Here is a 16947-nt window from a genome sequence, read left to right on the forward strand (position 1 = left end):
CGCCGGAGCGCCGTCGCTCGTTACTCGTCGCGCGGCTGGTCGCGTCCCCGCCGTCGCTCGGCCCATCCCTCCTCGACCCGGGCGGGGACACCCTTGGCCAGCGCGCCCGGCGGGACGTCCTTGGTGACGATCGCGCCCGCGCCCGTGTACGCGCCGTCGCCGACCTCGACCGGCGCGACGAGCACCGTGTTCGACGCGATCCGCGCGTCGCGCCCGACCTTCGTGCGGTGCTTCTCGCGGCCGTCGTAGTTCGCGGTGATCGTCCCCGCACCGATGTTGGCGCGGTCGCCGATCTCGGCGTCACCGACGTACGAGAGGTGCGGCACCTTCGCGCCCTCGCCGATCTCCGCGTTCTTCGTCTCGACGAACGTGCCGACGTGCGCGTCCGCCGCGATGCGCGTCCCGGCCCGCAACGACACGTACGGACCGACCGTCGCGCGGTCGCCGATCTCGGACTCGCGCGCGACGGTGTTCTGCACGACGGCGTCCGCGCCGACGATCGTGTCGACGAGCCGGCAGTCGGGCCCGACGACCGCGCCCGACGCGACCACGGTCCGCCCTTCGAGGATCGTGCCCGGCAGCAGCCGCACGTCCGGCTCGAGCTCGACCGTCGCGTCGACGTAGGTGCGCGCGGGGTCGACCATGGTCACGCCTTCGCGCATCCACCGGGCGTTGATCCGCGCGCGCAGGACGGCCTCGGCCTCCGCGAGCTGCGCGCGGTCGTTCACACCCATCGTCTCGAGCGGGTCGTCGGCCGGGATGCCGATGACCTGGTGGCCGGCCTGGCGCAGCACGCCGATCACGTCGGTCAGGTAGTACTCGCCTTGCGCGTTCTCGGGGCTCAGGCGCCGCAACGCGGGTGCGAGCAGACCGCGGCGGAAGCAGTAGATCGACGGGTTCACCTCGGCGATCGCGAGCTCGTCGGGGGTCGCGTCGGTCTGCTCGACGATCCGCTCGACGCGACCCTGCTCGTCGCGCACGACGCGGCCGTACCCGGTCGGGTCGGGCAGGACCGCGGTCAGCAGGGTCGCGGTGGCGTCGGACGAGCGGTGCTCGCGCGCGAGGGCGGCGACCGTCTCCGGGCGCAGCAGCGGGATGTCACCCGGGATGATGACGATGTCGTACTCCCCGTCGACGTCGTCGGGGAACCCCGTGAGGCCGACGCTCGCGGCGTCGCCCGTCCCGCGCTGCACACGCTGCTCGACGAACTCGATCGGCGTCTCCGTCGCGAGCTGCTCCTGCAACGTCTTCGTGACGCGCTCCGCGCCGTGACCCACCACCACGACGACGCGCTCGAGCGGCAGCGCGACCAACGTGTCGAGGAGGTGCAGCAGGATCGGCCGCCCGCACAACGAGTGCAGGACCTTCGGCGTCGACGAACGCATGCGCGTCCCCTCGCCCGCTGCGAGCACCACCGCTGCCAACGGTCGGTACTGGCTCATCGTCCACCTCGCTCCGCGTCGTTGCGGGATCGGCAGGCCACTTCCTCGCCCCTACCGCTCGGGGGCGAGGTCTCGAACCTCGACTTGGGACTCCAAAGGACCCCGTGCTGCCGTTACACCACCCCCGACCGGTCGACGATAGCGCCGCACGCCGGACGTCCAGACCGCCGCGAGCCACGCGAATGTGACTGCTCGCGACGGCGACGGGTATCTTCGTCGCCGCCATGGGCTCCCTGATCAAGAAGCGGCGCAAGCGGATGCGCAAGAAGAAGCACAAGAAGCTGCTCAAGCGGACGCGCTGGCAGCGCCGCCAACAGGGTCGCTAGACCTCGTCGGCCCATCCAGCACTCGGACGGCCGCCCTCTGGGGCGGCCGTCACGCGCTCGGCGCCATCGTCAGCCCCGCGTGCACGGTCACCCCGAGCGCACGCTCGACGCGACCGACGACGTCGCGCCACCCGTCACCGGGGCCGTACACGAGCGCGTACGCGGAGCCGCTGCCCGCGAGGAGCGCCGGGAGCTCCGCCGCGTCCTCCAGCGCGGTGCGGAAGCGCGCGAGGCGGGGCTCGACGTGCTCCGCCGCGGGCTCCAGGTCGTTGACGAGCTCCTTGCACACGTGTCGGACGGCGTCGGGCGCGGTGACCGCGCGCGTGCTCGACGGCCCGCCGAGCTCGTCCCACGCCCGGTACACCGCGGGCGTCGACAGCCCGAACGGCGGGACGACGACGAGGACGCGCAACGCGGGCAGGGAGACGGGCTCCACGACGTCGCCGCGGCCGCGCATGCGCGCGCTGCCACCGCGGAGGCAGACGGGCACGTCGGAGCCGAGCTGGGCCGCGAGCTCGTGCACGCGAGCGGGGTCGACGTCGGCGCGCGCCGTCATCGCGCGCAGGAACGCCGCCGCGTCGGAGGAGCCGCCACCGAGCCCCGCGCCGGGCGGGATCGCCTTGTCGAGGACGATCTCGACGTCCGTCGCGTCGGGCACGAGCGCGGCGAGCAGACGCGCCGCGCGCGCGACGAGATTGTCGTCGCCGGTGGGAACGCCGTCGGACGCAGGACCGCGGACGCGGAGGCGGACGCCCGAACCACCGGGCGTGATGCGGAGCACGTCGTGGGGCTCGTCCACGGTCACGACCAGCGCGTCGAGGTCGTGGAAGCCGTCGGGGCGCGTGCCGAGCACGCGCAAGGAGAGCGTGAGCTTCGCGGGCGCGACCGCTTCGAGCACGTTCACACGTCCCGGGTCGCGGCACCGACGAGCGCGGCCCAGTCGTCGAGCGTCAGCGTCTCGGCCCGGGCGCCGGGATCGATCCCCGCCTCCTGCAACACCGCGACGGTGTCGCGGCCGAGCGCGCCGCGGAGCGCGCCGCGCAGCATCTTCCGGCGCTGCCCGAAGCCGGCCCGCACGAGCTCGAACATGCGGCGCGGATCCGCGACGTCGACGGCCGGGTGCGCGCGTCTCGTGATCTCGACGAGCGCGGAGTCGACGTGGGGTCGCGGGACGAACACCGTCGGCGGGACGGTCGCGACGACCCTCGCGGTGGCGTAGTACGCGACCTTCACGGAGACCGCGCCGTAGGCGTCGTCGCCGACGCGCGCGGCGAGCCGCTCCCCGACCTCGCGCTGGACCATCACGAGCAAGTGCGTGACGCGCGGGACGTCGTCGAGGACGCGCATGATGAGCGGCGTCGCGAGGTTGTACGGCAGGTTCGAGACGAGGTGCCAGGGTCCGTCGTCGAGCAACGCATCGAGATCGGTCGACATCGCGTCTCCCGACACGATCCGCACGTCACCCGCGTCGCGCACGACGTCCTCGAGGACGGGCAGCAGGTAGCGGTCCAGCTCGAGCGCGACGACACGCGCGCCAGCGCGCGCGAGCTCGACGGTCAGCGAGCCGACGCCCGGGCCGATCTCGAGCACGCGCCCACCGGGCCCGACGTCTGCGAGGCGCACGATGCGACGCGCGGTGTTGGCGTCGGCGAGGAAGTTCTGACCGAGCGCGCGGCTCGGGTGCACGTCGTGACGTTCGAGCAGCGCGCGCACGCCCGCGGGCGAGAGGGACACGATCGTCATGGTCGCACGCGCGCCGTGCGAGACGGCTCCCTCAGCGTGTGGTCACCAGGAGATCGACACCGGGATGACGCCGAGGCCGAGCGGCGAGAGCTGCCGGAAGACGTTGTCGTCGAGGTCGAGCACCCACGCGCGGTTCACCGGCCCGCGGTCGGCGACCCGACACGTCGTGCTCGAACCGGTGTCGCGGTTCACGATGCGGACGATCGTCCCGAACGGCAGCGTCCGGCTCGCGCACGAATCCGATCCCCACGGGCTCCGGTACCAGCTCGCGCCGCCGCTCGCGCGCCCACGCGTCGTGCGGATGGTGACCGTGCGCGAGGCGGCGGTCGTCGACGACGTCGCGCTCGTGGACGACGTCGCGGCCGGCGCGGCGGTCGTCGTCGTGGACAGCGCGGGCGTGCTCGTGGTCGTCGGTGCGGCAGTCGCGGGTGGGACCGCGAGCGCGGCCGCCGCGGGAGCCGGCGTGACGGGCGCGGGTGGCGCAGCCGCGGCCGCGGCGTCGCTCGATCCTTCGATCGTGACGGTCATGCCGTCGCGGAGCGCGGCGCCGAGCCCCGGTTCGACGCGTTCGCCGCGTCGGAGGCGGATGTGCTCGTCATGCAGCAGCGCGCGGACGGTCGCCGCGCCCGAGGCGCGCACGAACGTGCCGCCGTGCATCCGCACGGTCACCTGCCGGCGGGCCGGTCCGAGCAGCAGGAGCGACCCGACGGCGACGGCCGCGACGGTCGCGCCCAGGACCGCGGCCTCGACGAGGCGGGGCCGCGGTGGCGTGACCGGACGGGTGCCGCTGCGGTGGCGGACGGGCGCCCGCGACGGTCGCGGCGCGACGACGGGATCCGGCGCGACGGCCGGCGCGCGCTCCGGCGTGACGGCCGGGGCGCGCTCGGGAGCGACGAGCGCTCGCGGCGGGGGCGCGACGTCGGGGGCGGGCGCGACCGGGTCGGCGTGCGCGGGGGCGGGCACGAGCGGGTCGGCGACCGCGGGCGCGACCGCCGACGCGGCGACCACGTTGACGTTCCCCGACGCGGCGGCTGGGTCCGCGACGTCGTCGGAGAGCTCGGAGGCCCACACCGCGACCTCGAGCTCGAGGATCTCGCCCAGGTCGGCGATCGGCAGCCAGACCTCGGGCTCGGGCGCCGCCTCCCGGGCGGGCGACGGGCGCACGGCGCGCAACGCGTAGCGCCGCGCGCGGGCGTCGTGACGGACCTGACGCGTGGCATGGCGCGTCGACTGACGGGTCAGGTGCTCGGTGATCGGGTCCGCCCTCCCGGTCGGGTGCGCCATGGCACTCGAACGACGTCCCGTCGTACCCGATACGACGGGAGGCAACCGCGGGAACGTATCGACGCCACCCGAGCCGGGCAATGCGAGAGGAAGGATCTGCCAGTCTCCGCGGAGAACCCGCAGGTCAGCGACTCGGCGGCGGATCCGGGACGAACGCGGCCCGTGCGTTGGCGACCGTCGCCGCCGCGACCTCCGCGACCGGCCGCTGCACGGCGTCGGCGAGCGCGGCCCCGACGAAGCCGACGAGCGCGGGCTCGTTCGGCCGGCCGCGGTGCGGCGCGGGCGCGAGGTACGGGGAGTCGGTCTCGACGAGGACGCGTGCGAGCGGCGCGAACGCGGCGGCCGCGCGCACGTCGGACGCGTTGCGGAACGACACGATCCCGCTGAAGGAGAGGAACGCACCCGTGTCGAGCGCCCGCCGGGCCTCGTCGGGTCCGCCCGTGAAGCAGTGGAACACGATGCGCGGCGGCAGCTCCTCGTCGGCCAGGACCCGGAACGTCTCGTCCCACGCCTCGCGCGTGTGGATCACGAGCGTCGTGTCGAGCGTGCGCGCGAGCGCGACCTGGGCGCGGAACGCGCGCTCCTGCTCCTCCTCGGACGAGTGGCGGTAGTGGAGGTCGAAGCCGCACTCCCCGACCGCGACGACGCGCGCGGACGCGGCGAGCGCGACGAGCGCGTCCCATTCGTCGTCGAAGCGCGACGCGTCGTGCGGGTGCAGGCCGACGGTCGCGTACACGTCCTCGTCGTGGCGTCCTGCGAGCGCGACCGCGTCGCGCGACGTCACGAGGTCCGTTCCGACGGTGACCATCCACGCGACGTCCGCGTCGCGCGCACGCGCGACGACCGCGTCGGGGGCGGCGCCGTCGTCGATGAACGGGACGTGACAGTGACTGTCGACCCAGGGCCCGGGCGGTGCGCCGATCACGCCTCGACTCGGGGGAACAGCGGTGCGCCCTTCTCGAGGCGGTTCCCGGCCGGCAGGCCGCCCCACTCCGCCGCGCCCGGCAACCGCTGGTCCTCCGGACGGCCCGCCTGCCCGAGCCGCTGCCAGAGCACCCCGCACGCGTTCGGGATGACGGGCGACGCGAGCACCGTCACGATGCGCAGCGCCTCGAGGCAGTCCCCGAGGACCGCGGCGGTCTTGGTCGCGTCGCCGGCCTTGTTGAGCGCCCACGGCTGGCGGTCCTCGATGTACGCGTTGGTCGCGCGGATCAGCTCCCACACCGCGGAGAACCCGCCGGAGAAGTCGAGCCGCCCGAGGCCGTCCTGGAACCCGTCGAACGCGCGCGCCGCGGCGTCAACGAGCGGCCCGTCCTCGCGCGCGTCGGGGACCACGCCGTCGCAGTAGTTGACGGCCATGTTGAGGACGCGGTTCGCGAGGTTGCCGAAGTTGTTCGCGAGGTCCGCGTTGTAGCGCGCGGCCATCGCCTCGTAGCTGAAGTCGCCGTCGGGGCCGAACCGCTGGTCGACCATGAAGTGGTAGCGGAACCCGTCGACGCCGAATTCCGCGACGAGCTCGCCCGGCGCGATCTGGTTCGCGCCGGTCTTCGACATCTTCTCCCCACCGACCAGCAGGAACCCGTGGGCGAACACGCACTTCGGCGGCTCGAGGCCGGCCGACATGAGCATCGCGGGCCAGTAGACGGCGTGGAACCGCAGGATGTCCTTCCCGATGAGGTGGTAGTCGGCCGGCCAGTAGCGGTCGAAGCGGGCCGGGTCCTCGCCGTACCCGACGCCGGTGCAGTAGTTGAAGAGCGCGTCGAACCAGACGTACGCGACGTGCCGCTCGTCCCACGGCAGCGGGACGCCCCACGAGATCGACGTCCGGCTCATCGAGAAGTCGCGCAGGCCCTGCTTGATGAAGCCGAGCACCTCGTTGCGGCGCACGTCGGGCTGGACCGCCTCGGGGTGCGCGTCGTAGTGCGCCAGCAACCGGTCCTCGAAGCGCGACAGCTTGAAGAAGTAGTTCTCCTCGGTGACGCGCTCGACCGGGCGGCCGTGGATCGGGCACATCCCGTCCACGAGCTCGTCCTCGGTGTAGTACGCCTCGCACGCGACGCAGTAGAGCCCCTCGTAGGTACCGAGCTCGATGTCACCCGCGTCGTAGACGGCCTGCAGGAACTGCTGCACCGCGCGGTAGTGGCGCGGCTCGGTCGTGCGGATGAACACGTCGTTCGCGATGTCGAGGCTGCGCCACGTCTCGCGGAAGCGCTCGCTGTTGCGGTCGGCAAGCTCCTTCGGCGTGATCCCCGCGGCGTCGGCGGCCTGCTGGATCTTCAGGCCGTGCTCGTCGGTGCCGGTCAGGTACACGACGTCGTCGCCGCAGAGCCGGCGCCACCGGGTGAGGACGTCGCCCGCGACCGTCGTGTACGCGTGTCCGATATGGGGCACGTCATTCACGTAGTAGATCGGCGTCGTCACGTAGAAGGGGCGCGACATGCGGACCTACGATACCGACCGTCCCCGGCGATCCGACGCCGAATTCACCCCCGGAGGGTGCCGCCTGTGAAGGCGATCGGCATGGCCCGCAAGGTCGACCAGCTCGGCCGGATCGTCCTCCCTGCCGAGCTGCGCCGCCTCTTCGGGATCCGCGAGGGCGACCTCGTCGAGATCTACGTCGAGGACAACCGGATCGTGCTCGCGAAGGTCGAGGCGCACTGCATCTTCTGCGGCGCGACGACCGATCTGCACGAGTTCTCCGGCAAGCTCGTGTGCCGCTCGTGCACCGAGCAGTTGCGCGCGACCTGACCGGACGCGCGCGCGAGAGCGCGGTTCGCCTATCGACCATCGCGCCGTCGCAACGCGGTCGCGCGTTCGTACGCCCTTCGCTTCGGCACCGCGAGCGCGGCCGCGACACGGGCAGCGGCGTCGCGTGCCGAGAGCCCGTCGTCGAGCGCATCGCGGAGCGCGGTGTCGAGCGTGTCCTCGTCGACGGCCGGACCGTCGTCACCCTCCCGCCCGCCGACGACGACGACGTGCTCGCCGCGCGGCTCGTCGCGGGCGGCCCGCTCGGCCGCCTCGCCCACCGGTCCGCGCCAGACCTCCTCGTGGAGCTTCGTCAGCTCGCGCGCGACCGCGACCGGGCGCTCGGCACCGCATGCATCCGCGACGTCGCGCAGCGTCGCCGCGACCCGGCCGGGCGCCTCGAACAGGACGACGGGCCGCGTCTCGCCCGCGATCGCGGCCAGGCGCCGGGCACGTTCGCGCCCCTTGCGGGGGAGGAATCCCTCGAACACGAACCGGTCGGCGCCGAGACCCGACACGACGAGCGCCGCGAGCACCGCGCTCGGGCCGGGCACGGTCGACACGTCGAGGTCGGCGTCGACGCACGCGCGGACGAGGGCTTGGCCGGGGTCGGAGACGCCCGGCGTGCCCGCGTCCGTGACGTATGCGACGACGTCGCCCGCCGCGATGCGCTCGACGACCCGGGCGAGCGCCTGCCGTTCGTTGTGGGCGTGGAGCGCGACGAGCCGCCCGCGCGCCGGTACGCCTGCATGCGTGAGCAGCGCGCGCGTGCGACGGGTGTCCTCCGCCGCGATCAGGTCGGCGTCACGCAGCGTCTCGACGGCACGTGGCGACAGGTCACCGAGGTTGCCGATCGGCGTCGCGACCACGACGAGCCGCCCGGCCACGCGCGCGCGTCCTCCCTACTCTTTGATCTCGAGGACGTCGAGCGGGCGCAGAGACCAGCGTTCGAACGCGCCGGCCGGCGCCTCCACGACGAAGCGCGCGCGGCGCACGACGCGCGACATCCGCCACGGCCGCAGCGACGTCATGTGCAGCACGACGCCGTCACCGGTGCAGAACGCGACGTCGATCGGGAAGCGCATGCCGAACGTGTGCACCTGCTTGCACGGGCGGAGGAGCAGCGCGCCGTCGAACGAGTCGCGACCGAGCAGCCCGCGCGTCCGCGCGCGCCAGGACGTCGCGAGCTCCGCGGTCGCGAGCACGTCACCGTCGCGCACGAGCCAGGCGGTCCCGCCGGCGTGTCGACTCCCAGCACCCATCTCAGACGTTGAAGCGGATCTCGAGCACGTCGCCGTCCTCGACCTCGTACTCCTTGCCCTCGACGCGGAGCTTGCCGAGCTCCTTCGCCTTCGTCCACGACCCGATGTCGAGCAGGTCGTCCCAGTGGATCACCTCGGCGCGGATGAAACCACGCTGCAGGTCCGAATGGATGACACCCGCGCACTCGGGTGCCTTGGCCCCGGCGCGGAACGTCCACGCGCGCGTCTCCTTGTCACCCGTGGTGAAGAAGGTGCGCCGGCCGAGCAGCTGGTACGCGGCGCGGGCGGCGCGCGGCAGGACGCTCTCGGTGATGCCGAAGCTCTCGAGCAGCTCCGGACGGTCGGCCGGGTCGCACGCCGCGACCTCGGCCTCGATCTCGACGCAGACGGCGAGCGCGTCGTCGACACCCACACGCGCGGCGACCGCGTCCGCATCGCCGAGCTGGTCCAGCCCGATGTTCACGACGACGAGCACCGGCTTGTTCGTGAGCAGGAACACCGGCGCGAGGAGCGCACGCTCGGACCGCTCGAGCTGCGACCGGTAGACGGGCACGCCCTCGGACAGCTGCGCGTGCGCGTGCTCGAGCGCGGCGATCTCGGGGCCGAGCGACTTGTCACCCTTCGCCGCGCGGCGCTGCCGGTCGAGGCGGTTCTCGACGGATCCGATGTCGGCGAGGACGAGCTCGTACTCGAGCGTCGCGAGGTCGTCGGCGGGGTCTGTGTCGTCGAACCCCCGCAGCACGTAGAGGATCGCGTCCGCGTCACGCAGCGAGCCGAGCAGCTTCGCGCCGAGTCCCTCGCCAGGGCGCGCGCCGGGCGCGAGCCCCGGGATGTAGTCGATCTCGAACGTCGCGTAGACGGTCTTCCGCGACTCCGACATCTCCCCGAGACGGTCGACGCGCGCGTCCGGCAGCTGCGCGACGCCCTTCGTCGTCTCGAAGCCGCCCGGTGCCGGGAGGCCCGTCAGGGCGCTGAACAGGCGGCCGTGGTCGGAGTCGGGGAGACCGACGAGCCCGAGATGCTCCATCGAGGCTCAGGCTACCGGCGCCCTCGCCGCCGACTAACGTGCGACCTCCCCCGTCGATCGCCGGACCCGAGGGCGCGTGATGAGCAAGAAGACGAAGAAGCGGAAGCTGCGGGCCCGCCGCAACAAGGCCAACCACGGCAAGCGTCCGCTGTCCGGCCGTCGCTGAGCGTCATCGCGCCCGGCGGGGCGCGCGACCGATGTCGCGGAACGTGCTCGCCAGCAACGCGACCGCGACGAGGGGCCCGAGCGCGAGCGCCGAGATGCTCGCCACACGCGCGTCGGGTGCGAGCGGGTCGAGGTGGCGCAGGTGGTACACGAGGTGCGGGACGCCGTCGACGAGCGACGCCGCCGCGGCGACCCGAACCAGCACAGGCGTGGTCCAAACGACGGCGACCAGCGCGACGAGCGCGAGGGCGAGCGTGAGCTCGCCGACGTCGCGGACCAGGTGCTCGTTGAACACGCCGTCCGGCGCGACCCACTGCTGACCGAGTCCCGGGAAGTCGTCGAAGAACGACCGCGGGGCGAACGCGGCCCACGCGCCGACGACGATCCCGGGTACACCGAGCAGCAGCAGGCCCACCCGCTGGAGCGCGCGCTCAGGCACCGCCCACTCGCTCCTTCCTCGCTGCCGCGGTCGCCGTCCAGCCCTCGCGCGCGCTGGGGTAGACGGGCGCCCACCCGGTCGCATCCTTGAACTTCGCGTTCGCGATGCGGTGCGAGCGCGCGAGGGCCGCGCTCGACGACCCACCGACGACCCGCGCCAACCACGAGGGCGCGATCCACAGGTGCTTGCATCCGAAGGCGGCCGCGAACGCGTCGACGTTGTCGCGCCGCGTCAACGGCTCGTCGTCCGACACGTTGTAGACGCCGGCCGGCGCGTCCAGCGCCGCGGCGACGGCTTCGCCGGCGTCGTCGGTGTGGATGGCCGACTGGTAGCCGCGTGGTGAGCCGAGCGACATCGCGAGACGCCACTTCGCGTACGCGAGCGCGGCATCCGTCGATTCTGCGGTCGGCCCGTAGAACTGCGAGAACCGCAAGACCACGCCGCGACCGCCGCTCTCGCGGAACCGCTCGACCGCGCGCTCGAGGTCCGTGACCGACGGGAACGTGGCGTCGACGGGGACCGTCTCGTCGATCCAGGCGTCCCCACGGTCCGGGTACGGGAACGTGATCGACTCCGCGACGACCGTGCCCACGCCGTGCTCGAGCGCGAGATCGACGAGCATGGGCGAGAGCTCGCTCCGCAGGCGGTCGTTGAGCTCCCACGCGCCCGGCCGGCGCATCTCCCGCACCGGTGGGATGTGCGTCGCGAGATGCAGGACGGCGTCGCTCCCCTTCACCGCGGTCGACATCGCCTCGCGGTCGAACACGTCGACCTCGACGGGCTCGGCACCGAGATCGCGCAGCAGCGTGGCCTTGGCGTCGCTGCGCGCGACGCCCCGCACGTGGTGCCCGTCCTTCACCATTCGGGCGACGGCAGGACGGCCCAGCTCGCCCGTTGCTCCGACCACGAAGACGTCCATCACGGCCTCCCCTCTCAGCGGCTCACCGCGTCGGTCACCCAGGCGATGCCCTTCTGCAGACCGGCGGCCGGCGCGTTCTCGGCGACCATCGCGACCAGATCCGCGATCGACGTGCGCGCCAGCTCGTCACGCCACGCGGCATCGGCGCGGTCCATCACCTGGTGGATCGAGCACGGCAACCGGTACGCGCGCGCGCCGACCGCGGCCGGACCGCGCCGGCGGATCTCGGTGCAACGGAACGCGGGCTGCGGCCCGTCGATCGCCTCCACGACGTCGCGCACGGTGATGGCCGCGGGCGGTCGAGCCAGGCGGTACCCGCCGCGCGCGCCGGGCACGGACTCGAGCAGCCCCGCGCGCGACATCGCCTGCAGGTGCTTCGCCAGGTACGCGGCCGGGACGCCGTGGAACTCGGCGAGGCGACCGGTCGGCAACGCCGCGTCGGCCGGGATCGCGGCGAGGAGCACGGCACAGTGCAGCCCCCACTCGACACCTTCCGAGATGCGCATTACGCGCGGCCTTCCGAGATGCGCATTATCCGGATAATAAATGTCCGTGAACACGCCCGCAACCGCGGCGTCAGCGGGCGTCGAGGAGCAGCGTCTGGACCGACCGGCCGACGCGACCGCGCTCGTCGTACAGCGCGGTGTCGGCCACCCCGATGCCGTCGGCGTCTGGCCACGTGCGCGACTCGAGGCCGATCCACTCGCCTGCGGGCGCGCGGTGCAACGCGATCGTGAGGTCGGGGTTCACGAACGTGTAGCGCTCCCAGCCGAGCGGCGAGCTGATCCCGTTGCCGAAGTCCGCGGCGGCCGCGAGGCGTTGCAGCGGCGTCGGTTCCTCGCCCGCGACGATCGGGACGCGCAGGCGGATCCAGCACGTCCCCGGTCCCGGCTCCCCGCCCGGCCCGCCGCGCACGGTCCGGAACTCGACGGCGTCGGCGAAGTTGACGGGCCAGTCGCGCTCGAACGCCACGTCACCGGTCGTCCCGTCCTCCGGGCGTGACGGATCGAGGATGCCCTCGGGCATGGCGAGCGGCTGCTCGCGCAACCTCAACGCAGTCGCGCGGACGACCTCGAGGTCGTCGGCGAACAGCGACGCCTCGACGAGCTGCACCTTCCGGCCGGGTCGCACCATCCGCGCCGCGACACGCAGCGGCACGAGCGGGACGGGCCGCAGCAGCTCGATCGTGAGTCGCGCGACGCGCGCACCGTCGACGCGCTGGAACGTCTCGGCCGCGCGGGCAAGCAGCGCGGCCGGCGGTCCGCCGTGCTGCGCGTCGGGCGACCAGGGGCCCCGGGCGAGCTCGGTCGGCACGAGCGTGTCGCCCTCGCGGTGGTAGACGGCGTCCGGGATCGACACCGCGGTCACAACGCGGTCACACCGCGCGACACGTCGTCGACGTGCCGAAGCGCTTGGCGACGCGCTCCTTCAACACGAGCGGGAAGCGCTCGTGGGTCGCGACGTCGGCCTCCGCGAGGGCACGCTGCGCGTCCAGGTCGCCGTCGAACGCGGCGGAGCAGTGCTCCGGGTCGACGTTCGCGAGCGAGAGGATCGCGCCCGCGCAGCCGGCCGGACCGCCCAGCGCGAGCAGCGACGCCGCGCCGGTGTAGAGCGGGCGGTTCCACGTGGTCAGCTCCTGGAGCAGACGCCGCGCGTCGCCCGACGAGTCCTTCAACCCCGCGATCGGCAGCTCCGGGAGCGTGCCGACGGGGATGCCGGGCGACGACACACGGGGGAAGTGATAGGCGAGCACGGGGCACCGGCCCGCGACGGATCGCACGGTGTCGTAGTACGCGCGCTGGTCGGCGTCGCCGGGCGGCGACAGCACGAGCACAGCGTCGGCGCCGTGGTCGCACGCGTCACGCGTGAACCGGGCCGCCTGGTGCGCGGAGGGGGCGCCCGTCCCCGCGATGACCGGCACGCCGGTGACCGCGGCGCGAACGGCGTCGAGGAGCTCGATGCGCTCGGTGCGGTCGAGCGTGGCGGCCTCGCCCGTGCTCCCCGCGACGACGACGGCACGGACACCGAGGTCGACGAGTCGCGCGGCGAGCTCGGCGGTGGCCGGCGTGTCGAGCGCGCCGGTGTCGTCGAACAGCGTGACGAGGGCCACGCCGACGCCGGTGAAGGGAGGAGCTGCCATCTCGCGACGGTATCGCCGCTGCCTACGATCCCGGCCATGCAGGAGCTGGTCCTCACCGAGACGGTCGGTCGCGTCCGGATCGTGACGCTGAACCGCCCCGAGGCGCGCAACGCGCTCGACACCGCGCTGCAGCGCGCTTCCGCGACCGCGCTCGTGGACGCGGAGCGCGACGACCGGGTCGACGTCGTCGTCCTGACCGGTGCCGACCCCGCGTTCTGCGCGGGTCTCGACCTGCGCGAGCTCGGCAGCACGGGTGACAACCTCAAGGGCGGGGCCGGCGACGCGACCGGCAACCCCTTCGCGGCCTTGTGGCAGATGACGAAGCCCGTCATCGGCGCCGTCAACGGCGCCTGCGTGACCGGCGGGTTCGAGCTCGCGCTCGCGTGCGACTTCCTCGTCGCCTCGGAGCGGGCCAAGTTCGGCGACACGCACGCACGTGTCGGTGTGACGCCCGGCGGCGGGATGAGCGTCTTCCTTCCCCAGGCGGTCGGGGTGCGGATGGCGAAGCAGATCAGCCTGACCGGGAACTTCGTCGACGCGCGGCGCGCGTACGAGCTCGGGCTGGTGAACGAGGTCGTCGAGCACGATCGTCTGCTCCCTCGAGCGGTCGAGATCGCGAGCGACATCGCGGGCAACGACCCGCGCGCCGTCCGCAACCTCAAGCAGCTCTACGACGAGAACGCGCGGCTGAGCGCGGGAGACGCGATCGCGAACGAGCAGCGTGTGTTCCGCGCCTGGCGCGTCGATCCCGCCGAGGTCGAGGCGAGGCGCGCGGCGGTCGTAGCGAGAGGCCGCACACAGTAGCGACGGCAACGCGCGATCGGCCCGGACGACGGGTCGCGACCCCCTCCGCACGTCCTCCGGCGTCGAAGACCCCGGCCGTAGGCTAGGCGCCCGACATGCTCTTCCCGACCGTCACGTTCGCGATCTTCTTCATGATCGTGCTGCCGGTGAGCTGGCTCCTCATGCCGAAGCCGGCTCGCTGGAAGATCTTCATCATCGCGGCGTCGTATTACTTCTACGGCTACTGGGACTGGCGGTTCGTCTTCCTCCTCGCCGCGTCGACGCTCGGGAACCAGCTGTTCGGCCGGCTGATCCACCGCAGCGAGGAGGAGCGCCTCCGCCGGTGGTTCCTCGTCGGCGCGGTCGCGATGAACCTCGGCCTGCTCGGCTACTTCAAGTACTACGACTTCTTCATCAGCTCGGGGGAGAACCTCCTGCGCGACGTCGGCATCGCGGTCTCGCCCCAGATCATCGCGATCACCCTGCCCGTCGGCATCTCGTTCTTCACCTTCCAGGCGCTGAGCTACGTCGTCGACATCTACCGCGGGAACTTCGAGCCGGTCCCGCTGCCGGAGTTCGCCGTCTACCTGTCGTTCTTCCCGCACCTCGTCGCCGGCCCGATCGTCCGCGCGGCGGAGTTCCTCCCCCAGCTCCGCGAGAAGCACGACCCGCGCCGCGTCGACGGCAGCCGCGCGTTCTTCCTCGTCGCGTCGGGTCTGTTCAAGAAGGTCGTCATCGCGAACTTCCTCGCGACGGAGATCGTGGACAAGGTCTTCGCGTCGCCGGGGCGGCACTCCGGGTTCGAGGTCCTGATCGCGATCTACGCGTACGCGGTGCAGATCTACGCCGACTTCAGCGGGTACACGGACATCGCGATCGGGCTCGCGTTGATGCTCGGGTTCCGGTTCCCGCAGAACTTCGACGCGCCGTACAGCGCGCGCTCGCTGCAGGACTTCTGGCGCCGTTGGCACATGACGCTGTCGCGCTGGCTGCGCGACTACCTCTACATCCCACTGGGCGGCAACCGGCGCGGGCGACTCACGACGTACCGCAACCTCATGCTGACGTTCGTGCTCGGCGGCCTGTGGCACGGCGCCGCGTGGACGTTCGTCGTGTGGGGCGCGATCCACGGCGGCGTGCTCGCGTTCGAGCACTGGCGTCACGAGGAGCGGATCGCGCGCGGCCTGCCGGAGGTCGAGGACACGTGGCAGCGCCGCGCGATCGACCGCTTCGTGACGTTCCAGATCGTCTGTCTCGCGTGGGTGTTCTTCCGGGCGGACTCGTTCTCGAACGCGGCCGCGGTGCTCGGCCGGCTGTTCCACTGGGGCGGCGGCGCGCCGCTCGTCACGCCGTGGGTGCTGCTCGCGATCGCGGTCGGCATCGGGTCGCAGTACGTCCCGGGACGTGCGTTCGCACGCGTCATGTCGGAGTTCTCGCGGCTGTCCCCGGTGATGCAGGGCGCAATGCTCGGCGTCGGACTGCTGTTCATCAACGTCCTCGGGCCCCGCGGCGTCGCGCCGTTCATCTACTTCAAGTTCTGAGACCCATGGTCGACATCAGCGACGAACCGTCCACCACGCTCACCGCGCCACCGCCGAAGGTGCGCGAAGGCGAGCCGCCGCGCCGGCCGATGCCTGCGGGGCACGTCATCCTCGTCGCGCTCGTCGCGCTGTTCGTCGGCTCGCTGCTCAACGCGAGAGGCATGTTGAAGACGGCGCACAGCCTCAACCTGGAGAGCACGCGCCGCGAGATCTCGCTGTTCTTCGCCAAGCCGCTCTATCGCGTCGCGCACTTCCTCCACACCGACCGGCCCCGCGAGTGGCTCCAGGATCTCGTCGGGCGCAATGGCGACGACGACATCGCGTCGGTCGCGGGACCGTCGCCGACGACGCCCTCGACGACGACAACGACCGTGCCTGCGGTCGCGGGGCAGGTGACGACGCCGCCGACCGCGCCGCCGAGACCGATCTTCGACGCCGCGCACCCGCTGCGCATCTACGTCGCCGGCGATTCGCTCGCCGAGACACCCGGGCAGCAGTTCGTCAACCTCGTCACGGGCGTCGCGGACATCTCGGTGCCGGACGGCGTGGACTTCAAGATCTCGAGCGGGATCTCGCGTCCGGACTACTTCAACTGGCCGCAGCACATCCTCGACCAGGTCCAGAAGATCAACCCGAACCTCGTCGTGCTCACGTTCGGCGCGAACGACGACCAAGCCGTGCAGTCGCCCGACGGCAAGGTGCACAGCTTCGGGAGCGACGGGTGGATCACCGAGTACCGGCGTCGCGTCGGCGGGCTGATGGACGCGCTCGTCGCGCAGAACCGGCAGGTGTTCTGGGTCGGCATCCCGATCGTGCGCGACCCCGCACGCTGGGCCCGGTACCAGGTGATCGACCAGATCTACGAGTCCGAGGCCGCGGCCCGGCCCGGGAGGGTGTTCTTCATCCCGACCACGCCGTTGCTCGCCGACCCGACCGGGCACTACGCCGACTACCTGCCGAACGCGTCGGGCCAGCAGGTGCAGGTGCGCGCGCAGGACGGCATCCACTTCCAGCCCGCGGGCGGCAAGCGCATCGCGGAGGCCGTCCTCGCGAAGATCCACGAGGTCTACGACCTGAGGTGAGCGCAGGCTCGTGAGAGTGGCATCGCCGGGGCCGCGTACGCTCTGGCCG

The 16947-nt window shown here is 72.6% G+C and carries 19 protein-coding genes and 1 tRNA gene; 5 read left to right on the forward strand and 15 right to left on the reverse strand.

The window, feature by feature from the left end:
- Positions 1-20: 20 nt before the first annotated feature.
- Entirely contained in the window at positions 21-1442 is a 1422-nt protein-coding gene (gene glmU, locus VFC33_01025) for a bifunctional UDP-N-acetylglucosamine diphosphorylase/glucosamine-1-phosphate N-acetyltransferase GlmU (GenBank protein HZR11806.1), read from the reverse strand.
- 57 nt (positions 1443-1499) lie between these two features.
- A tRNA-Gln gene (locus tag VFC33_01030) sits at positions 1500-1570 on the reverse strand.
- A gap of 96 nt (positions 1571-1666) precedes the next feature.
- On the opposite strand from VFC33_01030, the gene VFC33_01035 reads away from it, so the two are divergent.
- Positions 1667-1768, forward strand: a complete 102-nt coding sequence (locus VFC33_01035; protein HZR11807.1) for an AURKAIP1/COX24 domain-containing protein — start codon at positions 1667-1669, stop codon at positions 1766-1768.
- Positions 1769-1817: 49 nt separating this feature from the next.
- On the opposite strand, the gene ispE is transcribed toward VFC33_01035, so the two are convergent.
- From ispE to metG, 5 genes are all read right to left on the reverse strand, one after another.
- On the reverse strand, positions 1818-2666 hold the full coding sequence (gene ispE / locus VFC33_01040) for a 4-(cytidine 5'-diphospho)-2-C-methyl-D-erythritol kinase (GenBank protein ID HZR11808.1): 849 nt from the start codon (positions 2664-2666) through the stop codon (positions 1818-1820).
- Between the two features lie 2 nt (positions 2667-2668).
- Positions 2669-3511 carry a 16S rRNA (adenine(1518)-N(6)/adenine(1519)-N(6))-dimethyltransferase RsmA gene (rsmA, locus tag VFC33_01045; GenBank protein HZR11809.1) on the reverse strand — a complete coding sequence of 281 codons (843 nt, stop codon included), beginning with the start codon at positions 3509-3511 and terminating at the stop codon, positions 2669-2671.
- Between the two features lie 42 nt (positions 3512-3553).
- The gene (locus VFC33_01050; GenBank protein ID HZR11810.1) at positions 3554-4795 is read right to left on the reverse strand and encodes a septal ring lytic transglycosylase RlpA family protein; all 1242 of its coding nucleotides are present in this window, start codon (positions 4793-4795) and stop codon (positions 3554-3556) included.
- Between the two features lie 124 nt (positions 4796-4919).
- Entirely contained in the window at positions 4920-5720 is an 801-nt protein-coding gene (locus VFC33_01055; protein HZR11811.1) for a TatD family hydrolase, read from the reverse strand.
- On the reverse strand, positions 5717-7234 hold the full coding sequence (gene metG, locus VFC33_01060; protein HZR11812.1) for a methionine--tRNA ligase: 1518 nt from the start codon (positions 7232-7234) through the stop codon (positions 5717-5719). The genes VFC33_01055 and metG overlap by 4 nt, the downstream gene beginning before the upstream one ends.
- Before the next feature lie 66 nt (positions 7235-7300).
- Here metG and VFC33_01065 point away from each other — a divergent pair, with 66 nt between their 5' ends.
- Positions 7301-7543, forward strand: coding sequence for an AbrB/MazE/SpoVT family DNA-binding domain-containing protein (locus VFC33_01065; GenBank protein HZR11813.1), 243 nt, complete (start codon positions 7301-7303; stop codon positions 7541-7543).
- A gap of 29 nt (positions 7544-7572) precedes the next feature.
- Here the strand turns inward: VFC33_01065 and rsmI are convergent, their stop codons facing one another.
- The 8 genes from rsmI to VFC33_01105 all read right to left on the reverse strand — a co-directional run bounded on the left by rsmI (position 7573) and on the right by VFC33_01105 (position 13492).
- Positions 7573-8427 carry a 16S rRNA (cytidine(1402)-2'-O)-methyltransferase gene (gene rsmI / locus VFC33_01070; protein HZR11814.1) on the reverse strand — a complete coding sequence of 285 codons (855 nt, stop codon included), beginning with the start codon at positions 8425-8427 and terminating at the stop codon, positions 7573-7575.
- A gap of 15 nt (positions 8428-8442) precedes the next feature.
- Positions 8443-8760 (reverse strand): DUF192 domain-containing protein, encoded by a 318-nt coding sequence (locus tag VFC33_01075; GenBank protein HZR11815.1) that lies wholly within the window; start codon positions 8758-8760, stop codon positions 8443-8445.
- A 43-nt stretch (positions 8761-8803) separates the two neighbouring features.
- Positions 8804-9829 carry a DUF933 domain-containing protein gene (locus tag VFC33_01080; protein ID HZR11816.1) on the reverse strand — a complete coding sequence of 342 codons (1026 nt, stop codon included), beginning with the start codon at positions 9827-9829 and terminating at the stop codon, positions 8804-8806.
- Between the two features lie 169 nt (positions 9830-9998).
- Complete coding sequence (locus VFC33_01085; GenBank protein HZR11817.1) at positions 9999-10433, reverse strand: hypothetical protein; 435 nt, start codon at positions 10431-10433, stop codon at positions 9999-10001.
- Positions 10426-11352: an NAD(P)-dependent oxidoreductase gene (locus VFC33_01090; protein HZR11818.1), complete on the reverse strand. Its 927-nt coding sequence runs from the start codon at positions 11350-11352 to the stop codon at positions 10426-10428. Before VFC33_01090 ends, VFC33_01085 begins: the two co-directional genes overlap by 8 nt.
- A 14-nt stretch (positions 11353-11366) precedes the next feature.
- Complete coding sequence (locus VFC33_01095) at positions 11367-11858, reverse strand: Rrf2 family transcriptional regulator (GenBank protein HZR11819.1); 492 nt, start codon at positions 11856-11858, stop codon at positions 11367-11369.
- A 70-nt stretch (positions 11859-11928) separates the two neighbouring features.
- Complete coding sequence (locus VFC33_01100) at positions 11929-12720, reverse strand: thioesterase family protein (protein HZR11820.1); 792 nt, start codon at positions 12718-12720, stop codon at positions 11929-11931.
- A gap of 7 nt (positions 12721-12727) precedes the next feature.
- On the reverse strand, positions 12728-13492 hold the full coding sequence (locus VFC33_01105; GenBank protein HZR11821.1) for a dihydrodipicolinate synthase family protein: 765 nt from the start codon (positions 13490-13492) through the stop codon (positions 12728-12730).
- Between the two features lie 36 nt (positions 13493-13528).
- Here VFC33_01105 and VFC33_01110 point away from each other — a divergent pair, with 36 nt between their 5' ends.
- The 3 genes from VFC33_01110 (at position 13529) to VFC33_01120 (ending at position 16898) form a co-directional block, all read left to right on the forward strand.
- On the forward strand, positions 13529-14296 hold the full coding sequence (locus VFC33_01110) for an enoyl-CoA hydratase (protein HZR11822.1): 768 nt from the start codon (positions 13529-13531) through the stop codon (positions 14294-14296).
- Positions 14297-14391: 95 nt separating this feature from the next.
- The gene (locus VFC33_01115) at positions 14392-15816 is read left to right on the forward strand and encodes an MBOAT family protein (protein HZR11823.1); all 1425 of its coding nucleotides are present in this window, start codon (positions 14392-14394) and stop codon (positions 15814-15816) included.
- Between the two features lie 5 nt (positions 15817-15821).
- Positions 15822-16898: a DUF459 domain-containing protein gene (locus VFC33_01120; GenBank protein HZR11824.1), complete on the forward strand. Its 1077-nt coding sequence runs from the start codon at positions 15822-15824 to the stop codon at positions 16896-16898.
- Positions 16899-16947: the final 49 nt, after the last annotated feature.

This window comes from Acidimicrobiia bacterium (assembly GCA_035651955.1).
In the GTDB taxonomy this organism is placed as follows: domain Bacteria; phylum Actinomycetota; class Acidimicrobiia; order IMCC26256; family JAMXLJ01; genus JAMXLJ01.

Bases quoted from the DNA above. Each gene is read 5' to 3' on its own strand.
- glmU (HZR11806.1), bottom strand. From the start codon at position 1,442: ATGAGCCAGTACCGACCGTTGGCAGCGGTGGTGCTCGCAGCGGGCGAG.
- VFC33_01035 (HZR11807.1), top strand. From the start codon at position 1,667: ATGGGCTCCCTGATCAAGAAGCGGCGCAAGCGGATGCGCAAGAAGAAG.
- rsmA (HZR11809.1), bottom strand. From the start codon at position 3,511: ATGACGATCGTGTCCCTCTCGCCCGCGGGCGTGCGCGCGCTGCTCGAA.
- VFC33_01050 (HZR11810.1), bottom strand. From the start codon at position 4,795: ATGGCGCACCCGACCGGGAGGGCGGACCCGATCACCGAGCACCTGACC.
- metG (HZR11812.1), bottom strand. From the start codon at position 7,234: ATGTCGCGCCCCTTCTACGTGACGACGCCGATCTACTACGTGAATGAC.
- VFC33_01080 (HZR11816.1), bottom strand. From the start codon at position 9,829: ATGGAGCATCTCGGGCTCGTCGGTCTCCCCGACTCCGACCACGGCCGC.
- VFC33_01090 (HZR11818.1), bottom strand. From the start codon at position 11,352: ATGGACGTCTTCGTGGTCGGAGCAACGGGCGAGCTGGGCCGTCCTGCC.
- VFC33_01095 (HZR11819.1), bottom strand. From the start codon at position 11,858: ATGCGCATCTCGGAAGGTGTCGAGTGGGGGCTGCACTGTGCCGTGCTC.
- VFC33_01105 (HZR11821.1), bottom strand. From the start codon at position 13,492: ATGGCAGCTCCTCCCTTCACCGGCGTCGGCGTGGCCCTCGTCACGCTG.
- VFC33_01110 (HZR11822.1), top strand. From the start codon at position 13,529: ATGCAGGAGCTGGTCCTCACCGAGACGGTCGGTCGCGTCCGGATCGTG.
- VFC33_01115 (HZR11823.1), top strand. From the start codon at position 14,392: ATGCTCTTCCCGACCGTCACGTTCGCGATCTTCTTCATGATCGTGCTG.
- VFC33_01120 (HZR11824.1), top strand. From the start codon at position 15,822: ATGGTCGACATCAGCGACGAACCGTCCACCACGCTCACCGCGCCACCG.